Origin of the sequence: Trichocoleus sp. ST-U2, from assembly GCF_039961875.1 — a bacterium.
Classification (GTDB): domain Bacteria; phylum Cyanobacteriota; class Cyanobacteriia; order Cyanobacteriales; family FACHB-T130; genus FACHB-T130.
On record NZ_JAMPJY010000003.1, the window covers coordinates 130,006 to 143,065 of the forward strand.

At 46.6% G+C, this 13,060-nt stretch carries 10 protein-coding genes; 5 read left to right on the forward strand and 5 right to left on the reverse strand.

Annotated features, from left to right (window positions below):
- The first annotated feature begins 243 nt into the window (after positions 1-243).
- Both eno and NC996_RS03015 read left to right on the forward strand, forming a co-directional pair.
- Positions 244-1,533: a phosphopyruvate hydratase gene (eno, locus tag NC996_RS03010; protein ID WP_190681574.1), complete on the forward strand. Its 1,290-nt coding sequence runs from the start codon at positions 244-246 to the stop codon at positions 1,531-1,533.
- 110 nt (positions 1,534-1,643) lie between these two features.
- The gene (locus NC996_RS03015) at positions 1,644-2,231 is read left to right on the forward strand and encodes a hypothetical protein (protein ID WP_190681578.1); all 588 of its coding nucleotides are present in this window, start codon (positions 1,644-1,646) and stop codon (positions 2,229-2,231) included.
- A gap of 361 nt (positions 2,232-2,592) precedes the next feature.
- Here NC996_RS03015 and argC read toward each other — a convergent pair whose 3' ends face one another.
- Positions 2,593-3,654, reverse strand: a complete 1,062-nt coding sequence (gene argC / locus NC996_RS03020; protein ID WP_190413299.1) for an N-acetyl-gamma-glutamyl-phosphate reductase — start codon at positions 3,652-3,654, stop codon at positions 2,593-2,595.
- 886 nt (positions 3,655-4,540) lie between these two features.
- Positions 4,541-4,762, reverse strand: a complete 222-nt coding sequence (locus tag NC996_RS03025; protein WP_190413297.1) for a helix-turn-helix transcriptional regulator — start codon at positions 4,760-4,762, stop codon at positions 4,541-4,543.
- Positions 4,763-4,930: 168 nt separating this feature from the next.
- On the opposite strand from NC996_RS03025, the gene ribBA reads away from it, so the two are divergent.
- Positions 4,931-6,634, forward strand: a complete 1,704-nt coding sequence (ribBA, locus tag NC996_RS03030) for a bifunctional 3,4-dihydroxy-2-butanone-4-phosphate synthase/GTP cyclohydrolase II (protein ID WP_190529925.1) — start codon at positions 4,931-4,933, stop codon at positions 6,632-6,634.
- A gap of 255 nt (positions 6,635-6,889) precedes the next feature.
- Positions 6,890-7,954, forward strand: a complete 1,065-nt coding sequence (locus NC996_RS03035) for a tetratricopeptide repeat protein (RefSeq protein WP_190681580.1) — start codon at positions 6,890-6,892, stop codon at positions 7,952-7,954.
- Between the two features lie 179 nt (positions 7,955-8,133).
- Here the strand turns inward: NC996_RS03035 and NC996_RS03040 are convergent, their stop codons facing one another.
- Together NC996_RS03040 and NC996_RS03045 are read right to left on the reverse strand one after the other, a co-directional pair.
- A complete protein-coding gene (locus NC996_RS03040; RefSeq protein WP_190432217.1) occupies positions 8,134-8,607 on the reverse strand; it encodes a GNAT family N-acetyltransferase in 474 nt (157 codons plus the stop codon).
- A 163-nt stretch (positions 8,608-8,770) separates the two neighbouring features.
- Positions 8,771-9,517 carry a Uma2 family endonuclease gene (locus NC996_RS03045; protein WP_190681582.1) on the reverse strand — a complete coding sequence of 249 codons (747 nt, stop codon included), beginning with the start codon at positions 9,515-9,517 and terminating at the stop codon, positions 8,771-8,773.
- A 198-nt stretch (positions 9,518-9,715) separates the two neighbouring features.
- Between NC996_RS03045 and NC996_RS03050 the strand changes: the two genes are divergently transcribed.
- Positions 9,716-11,218, forward strand: coding sequence for an NAD(P)/FAD-dependent oxidoreductase (locus NC996_RS03050; protein ID WP_190681585.1), 1,503 nt, complete (start codon positions 9,716-9,718; stop codon positions 11,216-11,218).
- Between the two features lie 241 nt (positions 11,219-11,459).
- On the opposite strand, the gene NC996_RS03055 is transcribed toward NC996_RS03050, so the two are convergent.
- A complete protein-coding gene (locus NC996_RS03055) occupies positions 11,460-13,037 on the reverse strand; it encodes a Na+/H+ antiporter (RefSeq protein ID WP_190681588.1) in 1,578 nt (525 codons plus the stop codon).
- Between the last annotated feature and the right edge of the window lie 23 nt (positions 13,038-13,060).

The window sequence follows — 13,060 nt, forward strand, 5'->3', positions numbered from 1 at the left end:
TTTGATCCCGAATTCCTTTTTAATATGACGTTTGAGTGTCCGCTCAGGACGTATTCTATTTCAATCCCCGATCGGGATCTTTACACAACAACCCACGCCACCATAGAAACCATATTACATTCAGCCACGCTAGGTGTTTTTGACAAGGGATGACAACCGCTATAACCAGCTGGCTAAAAAGCCTATCTAAGGTTTGCTGATGTGTGAGACACTTGCAATTTTGCTACTGAAGGGTGAAACGGAATGATTAACACGCCAGATACTGCCATCGACGCCATTGTGGCTCGTGAAATTCTCGACTCGCGGGGGCGTCCCACAGTGGAAGCCGAAGTCTATCTGATCAACGGTGTGATGGGATTGGCTCAAGTTCCCAGCGGCGCTTCTACAGGGACTTTTGAAGCCCACGAACTGCGGGATGAGGATGCCAGCCGCTACGGTGGCAAAGGCGTCCTCCAAGCCGTCCAGAATGTCGAGGAGAAAATTGCTCCGGAGTTGTTGGAGATGGATGCGCTCGATCAGGTTTTGGTTGACCGCACGATGATTGAGCTGGATGGCTCGGAGAATAAATCGAATTTGGGAGCAAATGCCATCCTCGCCGTCTCCCTGGCAACCGCCAAAGCGGGTGCAGCGGCTCTGGAATTACCGCTCTATCGCTATCTTGGGAGTCCCTTATCGAATGTGCTGCCGGTGCCGTTGATGAACGTCATCAATGGCGGTGCCCACGCGGATAATAACGTGGATTTCCAAGAGTTTATGATTGTGCCGGTCGGGGCATCTTCGTTTAAGGAAGCGCTGCGTTGGGGTGCCGAGGTGTTTGCGGCTCTCAGCAAAGTTTTAAAGGACAAAAACTTGCTGACTGGCGTTGGCGACGAAGGCGGTTTTGCTCCTAATTTAGAGTCCAATCAAGCGGCTTTGGAACTATTAGTGGCGGCGATTGAAAAGGCTGGCTATAAACCCGGACAAGACGTGGCGCTGGCGCTAGATGTTGCTGCCAGTGAGTTCTATAAAGGAGGGCAGTATGTTTACGATGGCTCCTCCCATTCCCCGGCTGACTTTATTGAGTATCTGGGTAAGTTGGTAGGACAATATCCGATTGTCTCAATTGAGGACGGACTGCACGAAGAAGACTGGGAAAACTGGAAACTATTAACCGAGAAAATGGGCGATCGCGTTCAACTCATCGGCGACGATTTGTTTGTCACTAACCCCATCCGCTTGCAAAAAGGCATTGAGCAAGCCGCAGCGAACTCGATCCTGATTAAACTCAATCAAATTGGTTCTCTTACGGAAACTCTAGAAACGATTGAACTGGCTACTCGCAACGGATTCCGGTCAATCATCAGCCATCGCTCCGGCGAAACTGAAGACACCACGATTGCCGATTTAGCCGTAGCCACGAGAGCCGGACAAATTAAAACAGGTTCGCTTTGTCGCAGCGAACGGGTGGCAAAGTACAACCGACTGCTGCGAATTGAAGATGAATTGGGCGATCGCGCAGTTTATGCCGCTACGATTGGGCTAGGTCCCCGCTAAAGCGGATTAATTCGGGCAGTTTGTGCCAGATAATCGGGTGGCTCGTTCAGGAATTCAGTCAATTTGTCTGTTGTCTATAAAAGGATTGACCGACTTTTGCACAACTCAATATGAAACTAAAAATCCTAGCGATCGCCACCCTATTTGCTCCCCTGTCTGTGTCAGCAGCCGTCCGCGCCGAAGCAGTTAGACCATTACTTCAAATCCAACCCTGTAATAACTGTCAGCTCATCGGCGCTGCTGAAACGACGCCAGACGCTCAAGAGGATTGGCAGGAGTTTTCTTCCTCTGAAGGAGGCTTTGTGGTGCTAATGCCGGGAACCCCAGAGGAAGAAACACATACCGAAAAAGCTGAAGAAGGTGACGTTGAGCAGCATTTGTTTACAGCCGCTACGTCGGATGGTGTCTTTTTAGTCTCCTATGCTGACTTTGCCAATGAGATCGATCGGCTAGAGGCTAAAGAACTCTTGGATGCGGCGACTGAGGGTTATATAACGGATGGCGCGAAGTTAATCGCTCAGCGCCCAATTTCACTGCATGGAAGTCCCGGCAGGGAAATTAAGTATAAAGATTCGGACGGTTCTATTGGTCAATGTCGGATTTTTCTGGTGAACAAGCGGCTGTATCAAGTCAGTACGCTTGGTTCAAATACCAAGGATGTTCAAAAGTTTTTCGGCTCATTTCAATTGATGCCGTAATCAAAGCATTTGGAGTATTTTTTCACATAAACTCATTCACATTTTGTAGGGGCGTGTTTGTGCCATGCCCCTACACCAGGAATTAGGGGTGAATAAGTACTACGACCAGCGATCGCTGTTTGCCAGCCAATTATTTTGGATGCCCGTTTTCTAGACTAGAAAACGGGTTTTTGGTATGTACCTAGCGATCCAATATTTTATTGGGCTGCGACTGAGTCGCGCGATCGCGTCAAATTTTTTCTCGTCGCAGCTAACTTCAGTAAGCCCCTCTGATTGCCAACACCAGCCGCTCATTCGACGACTCCGAAAAAACGATCCCTGAGCCATCCAACTCAACACCCAAAAATCTAAAAGGCGATCGCTACGGGTAAAAACCGAGTTGAGGTAAACCTAGGGTTTCTTCCATACCCAGCATCAAATTGAGACATTGGAGAGCTTGACCAGCTTGACCTTTGATTAAATTATCAATCGCTGACATAACAATGACCCGATCGGTGCGGGGATCAACTTCGATGCCGATATAGCAAAGATTAGTCCCGCAAGCCCATTTCGTTTGAGGGTAGATGCCGCCTGGTAATATTTTGACAAAAGGCGAAGCACGGTAGAAAGCTGAAAAGATGGTAATTAAGTCTTCTCGCACTAACCCGGGATCGCGCAAGTTGGCATAAACGGTTGCGAGAATCCCGCGCACCATTGGAATCAAGTGAGGGGTAAACTGCACCGTAACTTCGTGACCGGCGAGATCGCTACAAACTTGCTCAATTTCGGGGGTATGTCGGTGCCGTCCGCCAACACCGTAAGCTCCTAGCGTATTATCTGCCTCAGCCAGTAACAAATTGGTTTTCGCTTGCCGTCCACCGCCGGAGGTGCCAGATTTGGCGTCGATAATCGCCGTTTCTGGTAAGACTAACCCTTGCTTGAGTAGCGGCGAGAGTGCTAGCAAACTGGCGGTGGGATAGCAACCCGCACAACCTACTAACTGGGCGTCGGCAATGCGATCGCGGTATAGTTCCGGTAAGCCGTAAACCGCCGTAGTTGCGAGTTCTCGGTCTTGACGTTCTCCACCGTACCAAGCTTGATAGGTTTCCGGGTTGGAAAATCGGTAATCGGCAGATAAATCCAGCACCTTGCAACCCTTCGCCACTAGCGTCGGTGCCATCTGATAGGCAAGACCATTGGGCAAAGAGAGAAAAACGGCTTGACAGCGATTGGCAATGGTATCTAAATCAAGCGGTTCTATCTTTAAGTCAACGCGATGACCTAAATGGGGGTAAAGGTCGGAAAATGACTTTCCAGCGCTACTCTCACCACCTAGGTAAACCAGTTCGACTCCTGGATGCTCCATCAAGAGTCTTACAAGTTGCACACCACCATAGCCTGACGCGCCAACAATTCCAACAGGCACGCGCCCTAAATCACCCATGATGCTTGTTCCCTAAAAAGTTTAAATTTTAAACGCTCAGCGGTCAGCAAAGCGCAGTCAACCAAAGTCAGTACTGAGCGATCAGGATACGGCATTGCCATGTCCCTAATGGTTGCTGAATAGAATTTCTTTGTCATTGCTTATTCCTCAGTCCTGCTAAAAGCTGATGGCTGAAAGCGACTTTTGCTGCATTGTAGTATTAAAACCAAGATTTGGTGGTAGAAATATCAGCGTCATCATTTAGGGTTACAAGGTTAGCTGCGGGGAATTCAAGGTTGGCTAGAGCAACTGTTCGGGGAGTGACCGACTCTTTTGGGAATTTATCCTTATAGAAAAGCACCGCTCCAATTGATATTTTGGGCGGTGCTGCGTGGTCTAATTAGCGTTATAAATCAATATCATGACATATTGCGCTTCTCACTTGAACCAAATGTGGCAGAAGAACCTAACGCCCTAACTCTCTTTTAGGCAAGGTGCGAGGGAATCCTTCTTTCCCTTAATTCCTACTTATAGCAGTCATAAATGATTCGTGAAGGCGAGATCCTCGACAACTCTTACAAATTCGGGGAGCTGAAGGGCTGACATCACACAACTCAATTTGGAGCGCTATAGCAGTCCGAGGGGATTTCTACGAGATATTTTAAACGAATCGTCTTAGCGATCGAGCATAGCTGAGGGCGTCCGCGCTATAGAATATAGAAGATAAGAAAAACAGAGAATAAAAAAAAATCAGTTTTTTTAAACTACTATCTATGAATCTCAATTTAGTTATTTATATAATCATTTTTTAAGCTTATATTTTAATCTCAAAACGGTAATATTTTGTATTTCAATCGAATTACTTTCATAGAGATGACTTTAAAAAAACTAATAATGTGAGATTCATTTATTCAATTTGTTTTAACAACTCGGAGGGAGATACGCTTAAAGCTTTTGCTAAACGGACGATATTAACAAGGGAAACATTTCTCTCGCCCCGCTCAATACCACCGATGTAAGTGCGGTGTAACCCGGTTAATTCTGCTAATTTTTCCTGGGAAAGTTCGCGTGTCTTTCTTAATTTTCGGAGTTGTTTGCCAAATTTTTCGAGTTCGGGATTAGCCGCCATAATTGAGAAAGAAGGTTGTTTTAGATAACGATAAGTCTACAGACGATAAGTATCAATTTGAGCGATCGCTGTCGAATTCGCGCGATCGCGCCGCTGGGGGCTGCCCACAGGCTACTCTCAAAAAGAGATACTGGATCTATGGTTTATTGCGCTAATTAATCTGTGGAATTGTCTCAAAGCAAAGAGGCGCAAAATCGCGCTTCTTCAACCCAACCGTTTAAATTTGACGCGATTGACGCCGCCTTGGCAGACCTGAAGGCGGGGCGGGTGGTCGTGGTAGTAGATGATGAGAGCCGGGAAAATGAAGGCGACTTAATTGGCGCGGCTCAGTTCGCGACGCCCGACATGATTAATTTTATGGCGGTGAATGCAAGGGGTTTGATTTGTCTGGCGCTGACAGGCGATCGCTTGGACGAACTGGATCTGCCCTTGATGGTGAGTAACAACACCGACAGCAACCAAACGGCCTTCACCGTCAGCATCGACGCCGCACCGAATATGGGAGTTCGTACCGGCATCTCAGCGGAGGATAGGGCGGTGACGATACAAGTCGCCCTTAACCCAGCAACCCAGCCAAATGACTTGCGCCGTCCCGGTCACATTTTCCCCTTGCGGGCGCGGGAAGGGGGCGTCCTGAAACGAGCCGGTCATACAGAAGCCGGTGTTGATTTGGCAAGATTGGCGGGATTGTACCCGGCTGGGGTGATCTGTGAAATTCAAAATCCTGATGGGTCGATGGCGCGGTTGCCACAGTTAATCGAGTACGCCAAGACTCACCAACTGAAAATTATTAGCATTGCTGACTTAATTAGTTACCGCCTCAACCACGAACGGTTTGTCTGCCGGGAGACGATTGCTGAACTGCCGACTCAGTTTGGGAATTTTCAAATTTACGCCTACCGCAACAGCCTGGATCAATCCGAACACGTCGCAATTGTCAAGGGAGACCCAGCCGAGTTCTCAGACCACTCAGTGATGGTGCGGATGCACTCGGAATGCCTCACGGGTGACGCTTTGGGTTCTATGCGCTGCGACTGCCGCATGCAGTTGCAAGCGGCGCTGAAAATGATTCAGAATGCCGGGTCGGGGGTTGTGGTTTACCTGCGCCAAGAAGGACGGGGAATTGGGCTGGTTAATAAATTGAAAGCATACTCGTTGCAAGACATGGGGCTGGATACCGTCGAAGCAAACGAGCGCTTAGGTTTCCCTGCTGACTTGCGGGATTACGGGGTGGGGGCGCAAATTCTCAACGATTTGGGAGTGAAAAAAATTCGCCTGATTACGAATAATCCCCGCAAAATTGCAGGTTTAAAAGGTTATGGCTTAGAGGTGGTGGATCGGGTGCCGCTGTTGATTGAGGCGAATGATTATAATTCCATCTATCTAGCGACCAAAGCGAAAAAGCTGGGTCATATGCTGTTGCAAACGTATTTAATCACCGTAGCGCTGCACTGGCAGGATGAGCCGGAGTCAGTCACAAAGCGCTACGAACGATTAGAGAAACTACGGCATTTGGCAAAAACTCACGATTTGTTGTTGCAGGAAGAAACGCGACCTGTTGGGATCGCTCTGTTCGGCACGCCATCGTTAACCGTTCACTTAGGTTTTGACCAACCCAATCTGGCGTCACCGGATTGGTATCAGCAGACAGGACATCCTTATGTGCGAGCGATCGCGCAAATTCTGGATGCTTTGAGCGCGTGGCCTCAGTTGCAATATCTAGAATTTATGGTTTCGACGGGAATAGACCCCCTGACAGGCTTACAAATCCAGCTAGACCGGCAGAACTTCCCCGCAAGTACCCTGCCTTCGTCAGTTTGCCATCAGTTAGAAACCCAGAAAATCTACAGCTTTCAGAGTGGTGAGGGCTAAGTAGAGTTAGGACTGAGGACTGAGTAGAGTTAGGACTGAGGGCTGAGGACTGAGGGCTGAGGACTGAGGACTGAGTAGAGTTAGGGCTGAGGACTGAGTAGAGTTAGGAAGGTTTTCAGCTAACGTTTGAGAGCTTTTACTGGATGAGCGTCTAAGTAGATTGGGATAAATAAACTTAACGGATAGGACTGTTTATCGCTCATGGAAAATTGAAAATTACCATGAACAATCAACGATAAACGGGCTTATTGAGTTATGTTTATTTTCACCGAGTTACTTAATTCCGTAATTTCTAGTAATGAAGCGATGCACTACGGATATAAAGCTATCACCGTTATAGGAACTGCCGCCTTACTTAGTGGAGGGACGACAGCTATCTATGCACAGACTCAGCCCCTACTCTTTCCTCAGCACTCTTTCCCTAGCACTCTTATAGTGGCTCAGTCGAGTGCAGAGGAATTATTCAATCGGGGGATGGAGAAGTATAACCAAGAAAACTATAGCGGCGCTTTCAATGATTTCACCGCTGCAATTCGCCAGGATGCCAACCTGACTAAAGCCTACTACAGCCGAGGGTTGGCAAGGCGGAAGCTAGGAGATAATCAGGGAGCGATCGCAGATTACACGGAGTTGCTAAAGCGAAATCCCCAGAATGCCGATGCCTACCTCAATCGGGGTGTAGTTTATGCCGACCAAAAAAAGTATGGGGAAGCAATTGAGGATTACACCAAGGCGCTGAATCTCGACCAGAAAAATGCGATCGCTTATTACAACCGGGGGAACGCCCGCAGTGCGCTAGGAAATCCTAGAGGAGCTGTTGAGGACTACAGCAAAGCGATTCAGCTTCAGCCTAAGGATGCCACCGCCTACGTGAATCGGGGGAATGCTCGCGTTCAACTGGGAGAAACCCAGGAAGCGATCGCTGATTTTACAAAGGCTCTGGGTCTGAACCCCAATCTAGTAGAAGCTTATTACAATCGCGGGATTGTCCGGCGGCGGCTGGGAAATATCAAAGAAGCGATCGCGGATTATGACCAAGCCATCCAGCGCGATCCCAACAATGCAGCAGCTTACTACAATCGAGCGATCGCCCGTCAGCAAATCGGCAATCCTCAAGCAGCCATTGCCGACTATACCGAGGCGATCGCTATTTCTCCCAACTTTGCTAAAGCTTATGGCAACCGGGGGCTGCTGCGCTACGAAACCGGCGATGCTAGAGGCGCAATTGAGGATTTACAAGCATCTGCGCGACTTTTCTCCGAGCAAGGATTAACCGCTGACTCTCAAAAGGCATTGCAATTGCTGAGACAGTTAAAATAGACCGCCTCCGTCATCGAAATGAGCCAGTGCCCATCTTCTGCCAGATCCCAACCACGTTCTGAGGTGAAAGTCGGTCAGGGTTGTTATTTTTCGCAAACACCGCTGGAATTTTGTACACCCTTTTTCAGAGGAGATAGGGTAGAGATCGTGTGCCGCTTCGCAAGGATACGTCTCTTTAATTACAGCAAATCCAACCGCATCTCATTACTTTCGCTAAAGCCAAGACTAGAGTAGACTGGCTTACCTGGTGGGGAGGCGTGTAGGATAACCCTTGTGCAGTTAAGCGATTTTAGATGGTCGATCGCACAAAGCGTAAGTTTCTTGGCAAGTCCCTGTCTGCGGTGAGGCGGTTCAACGTAAACTCCCCAGATGTATCCATATTTGCGAGATTCCGGTTTGAGGATATGCGGGTAAAGACCAGCAAACAGCTGACAACTTGCTGAAGCGATCGCTCTCCCATTAATCTCCGCCACAAAAGCTTTGTAGCATCCCTCTTTTCGAGCGCCTTCTATAAACTGGAGCGTAATGTTGAGCCAGTCTGATTCTATTGAGTCAGAAGGAACATGATTATCCAGCCACATTTGATAAAAATGTTGAGCAATTAGAGAATCTTCCTCTGGAAAAGCTTCTCTGATATAAATTTCTCGTTCCATCACCACGATACGGGTTCATTCTTATTTTACGGTCAGAGTAATCTTGAAAGTGGTCTTCTACAAGAGTCACTTTTTCAATCTAATCTCAGTCCACTTCGGTTTGATTATCTCTTATCTGGTAACTATGGATTTAGCGATTGCGCTCGACAGCAATTTTGTATCCTTACCCTTGGGTTAAGTCACCAAAGCGATCGCGATATCTCTCTAATAACTCTGCCAGTTCATTTGAGCGTTGTCGTTCCAACTCAGCTTGCTGTTGTGCTAACTCCCGCTGATTCCGCTCAATTTCAGCTAATTCCTCCCCTGTCTGATACCTCACACCTTGGGCATCGTACCAGTACAATACCTCGCGCTGTATGCCTCCGACTTGAGCCACAAATCGCCCAATTCCTAAACCGATTTCTGGCATCCAGAATGGTTCTCCGATTTGTAACTGATATTGCCCATTTACTAAACGGTAAATTTCAAAAGGTTGTTCCTGGTCGCGCCGCCAGAAATTCGGATTATAAATTACATAATACAACACTCCTAAATTGGCATAAATTGCCATTTTTGTATCGTATTCTCCCCCATAAGTGTGAGAGACAATTTCTAAGACAAAAATGGGGGCAATATTATTTTCTTCCCAGAGAACATAGCTGGAGCGAGAACCATTGTTTTTCCTCCGTTCCACTCCCAAACTTAGAAATCCATCTGGCACCACGGGTACTCTTGGATTCACGCCTGTCGTGTGATAGATGCCCATATCTACACCAAAATACCAGTCAAGGCGATTACCCCAAATGAACTCCAGCAAGAATAATAGAAAATTCGGGATAAAATTTTGGTCTTCGTTATCCACAGGTGTATCATCCGAACAAGGAAGTTCAGCACTTGTTGGTAATCTGGTTTCCGGGTTGTGCTGTACCATAAAGATTAGCTCCACAAGCTATTAATATAATTATCCAATAAATCTCCCTAATATAAATCCAATCTATTTAAAGAATAATCTCTTTTCTCTTCCTCTGCGTTCTCAGCTTCTAAAGCGCTAACGCGCATGGCTTCGCTAACGCTAAGGCGATTCGTTTAAAAAAGATAGTGTTCATAAATTAAATGAGATTGTCATAACATGAGTTTAGATGTAATTGTTATCGGTAGCGGAATTGGCGGTTTAACCGCAGGGGCGTTACTTGCCCGTTACGGAAAACGGGTGCTAGTGTGCGAAAGTCACGCGATCGCTGGTGGTGCTGCACACAGTTTCTCGCGGCAGGGATTTCATTTTGACTCTGGTCCCTCATTTTATTGCGGACTCACCCCTGAAAGCGGTCTAAATCCATTACAGCAAGTGTTAGAAGTTCTGGGAGAATCGTTGCAAGCTGTTCGCTACGATCCTATGGGTCACTATCACTTTCCTGAAGGCACTTTTCCCGTTTACAGTAATGCTGAACGGTATCGGCAAGCTGTTGCTGAAATTACGCCTCAAGGTGCCAGAGAATTAGAACAATTTGAAAAACGTCTACTACCTCTTTACGAATCGCTGCGGGGGATTCCTACTATTGCTTTGAGAGCAGATTGGCAGATGATACCAGTGATTTTAGGTCAATATTTACCATCTGTATTGAAACTGCTACCGCATCTAAGAATCCTCCAAGGTTCTGTTGGCGATGTGATGGATCGAGAGGTACGAGATCCTTGGGTGCGGCGCTTAATTGACTTGGAGTGTTTTTTACTTTCTGGACTTAAGGCGCACGGTACAATTGCCCCAGAGGTGGCATTTATGCTGGGGGAACGTTCTCGCGCTGGTGTCGAGTATCCCGTTGGAGGAAGTGGCGCAATTGTTGATGCTTTAGTGCGCGGTTTAAAGCGTTGGGGTGGCGAATTAAAATTAAATTCTCATGTTGAGCAAATACTAATCCAATCGGGCAAAGTGACAGGCATTAAGTTAAAGAATGGTGAAGTTATTAATGCGCCTGTTGTAATTTCTAATGCTACCCTTTGGGATACTTATACTAAGTTATTGCGCCCAGAAGATTTGCCGCTGTCTTATCGTCAACAATCTTTAGAAACGCCAGCGGTTGACAGCTTTATGCACTTACATTTAGGCATCCGCGCTGAGGGTTTGGAAAATCTGACGGGACATCATGTGGTAGTTCACGATGCCAGTAAAGATATTACTGAACCGGGGAATACTTGCATGATTTCTATCCCTTCGGTGTGGGATGCTAATCTTGCACCAGAGGGACATCATGTAGTTCACGCCTACACATTAGAACCTTATGAGGGATGGCAACGAGATGAAGGGTATGAGGAGAGGAAAAAAGAGCGATCGCAATCTCTATTGGGTGCGTTAGAAAGAGTGATTTCGGATATACGCGATCGCGTTGTATTAGAACTTATTGGTACACCATTAACTCACGCTTATTACTTACGCCGCTATCAGGGAACTTATGGCCCTGCAATTGCAGCGGGTCAAGGGACATTTCCTGGCACACAAACGCCGATTTCTGGATTGTATCGTGTGGGAGATAGTACGATGCCAGGAATTGGCGTTCCCGCCGTTGCTGCTTCGGGAATTTTGTGTGCGAATACTTTGGTTACGCCGCAAGAGACGGCGAAGTTATTAAAAATTTGAACTTCAAATTAAGTTTTCTTAATTGTCGGCTTTGCGGCGATACTCTCCGCCTAGCATCTCACAACTCAAGTAGGATTGCTAGAAGAAAAGCGATTAGTAAAGCGGGAAAAAAGTAAATGGGTGTGAGGAGTATCAAGAAACAGCCACAATATATATTAAAAAAACGAATCGCCCCGCGATCGTAATCACAGAGCAATTAGAAAAGAGAGGATTTTCTTTTAGGGTGCGATCGCGCTCCAGTTTATTTCCTTTCATCCTCTGTTGATTCAGTTAAAATTTCCTGCATGACGGGTGAGAGTCGATTATTCAAACGTCCTGCACGGATCAGTTCAGCGTAGGTGTCGGCTTCAATATCTAAGAGTTTTTCTCGCAATTGTTGCATATTAAGCGATCGCAACTGAGGATATTGATTTTGCAACTTCTCAATTTCCTCCTCAATACTCTTGAGTTGTCCTTGAACCAGATTTAACTCGTAACGATAAAACTCCTGATCGATTTCTAATTCTTTGCCAGCTTCCAATAAATAATTCAACACTCGATTTAAGGCAACGCGACGGGCAATTGCCTCTGAATATTGCTGGCGTAGCGGCTGATCTCCAATCAATCCTAATCTTTCCAAAAACCACTGAGTTGTCAAACCTTGAACTAACAGAGTAAACAACACAACGCCGAACACCATATCAATAATTTCCTCTCTTCCTGGTAAGATAATGGGTACACTTACCGCCAAGGCAATTGAAACTGAGCCTCTTAAACCACCCCACCAAAGTATTGTTTGATCTCGCCACCCTATTTGAGATTTAACTAGCCAATTGCTCAAAGCACTGAGTCCATAGATGGCAATTGCTCGCGTTACCAATACCGCCCCAATTGTCACCGCAATCAGACTAAAATTCTCTACTAGACGCGAGTAGTGGATTTGATCGCCAATTAAAAGAAAAACGATGGAATTGACAAAAAATGCTAAAAACTCCCAAAATTCAGATACCAATAACCGGGTGCGCGGGTTCATGCCAATTCGAGAGCCAAAGTTACCCAAAATCACACCAACCGTGACAACCCCAATTACCCCAGAACCACCCAACTCTTCTGTTATCAAATAAGTGCCGTAAGCAGAAACAAGAGTGAGTGATTGTTCTACTAATGGCAAGTCAAAACGTTGCGTAAGGTAGGAAATTCCAAAACCAACTAAGCTGCCAATTCCAATCCCAACACCAACAAATACTAAAAAACTAGCAACTGTAGTGTCTAGTGCAAACTCATTGGTTCCCAGCGGGATTCCCACTAGCAACGTAAACGCCACCACCGCCACGCCATCATTAAATAAACTCTCTCCCTCCATCAACATTGTTAAGCGTTTGCCAGCACCCAGTTCCCGAAACAAAGCTACTACGGAAACGGGATCGGTAGCAGATAAACAAGCACCGACAAGGAGGGCAGTTGTAAGAGGAAGTCCAGTCAGCCAATTGAGAGGAAATGCAATACCAACAACCGAGATAATGACACCGACAATGGCAAACAAAGTGACGGGAAATATATCATCTTTCAAGTCTCGCCAACGGATATTCCAAGCAGCTTCAAATAGTAGGGGAGGCAAAAAAATCTCTAGAATTAATTCTGGCGACAGATTCACCAACCGCACATCTACAAATGCTAAAAATAACCCGACAATTACCAGCAGCAATGTGTAAGGAATTTGGCGTAACCAACTGAAAATTCGCGAGAGTGTCGCCACACTCAAGGAAATAGACAACACTAGCAGAAATTGCTCCAAGCTTTGCTTAATGGAAGCTTCATCTAGGGTGGTTTCTATCGCCATAGGAAACTCCAAATCGTAATTAG